Source organism: Chryseobacterium sp. DT-167 (assembly GCF_058310155.1).
Window position 1 is genome coordinate 1 of record NZ_JBZEEQ010000160.1, and the last position, 500, is coordinate 500.

General features: G+C 60.8%; 1 protein-coding gene. It reads right to left on the reverse strand.

All coding sequences use genetic code 11. The features are described from left to right. Positions 1-500: helix-turn-helix domain-containing protein (locus AC4FQ5_RS20265; RefSeq protein ID WP_491146575.1), on the reverse strand; the 500-nt coding region annotated here is incomplete at both ends.

Sequence of the window (500 nt, forward strand, 5' to 3'; positions counted from 1 at the left end):
AGACGCGTCCTTCCTTCGTTGCGAAGAAGCGACCGAGCCCTTCGAAGGGGCTGTGAGGCAGGGCGTGTAGCAGCTGTTCGTAGATTCGTACTTCGTCTGCGCGGAGTGGATACTCCTGCGAGAAGAGCTTGACGCGGCCTTCAAGCTGAGCCCTCGTCATTGTGTATGTGCGAGTCTCCTCGTCGAATTCTCCGATCGTGTCGAGCAAGCGGACGGCGGTCTCGTGCACATGCTCGAGTTGGACCGTCTCGCCCTCGATGAGCGGGAGCGTCAAGCTCTCGACAGTGCTGTCGACCTCTCGTGCGAGGGCGAGGCCCTCATGAAGTCCGACTTTCCGCCTGCCGGATTCGATCTTGTAGATCGTCGAGTGATGGAAGTCCAGGCCGCGCCACCTCATCCGATGCGCCAGCTCCTCCTGGCTCAGGCCGAGACGCTCACGAGCGGCCTTCAGACGGCTCCCGAATATTTGGTCGGGGTTGGTGTTGTCGAGCTTCTCCATG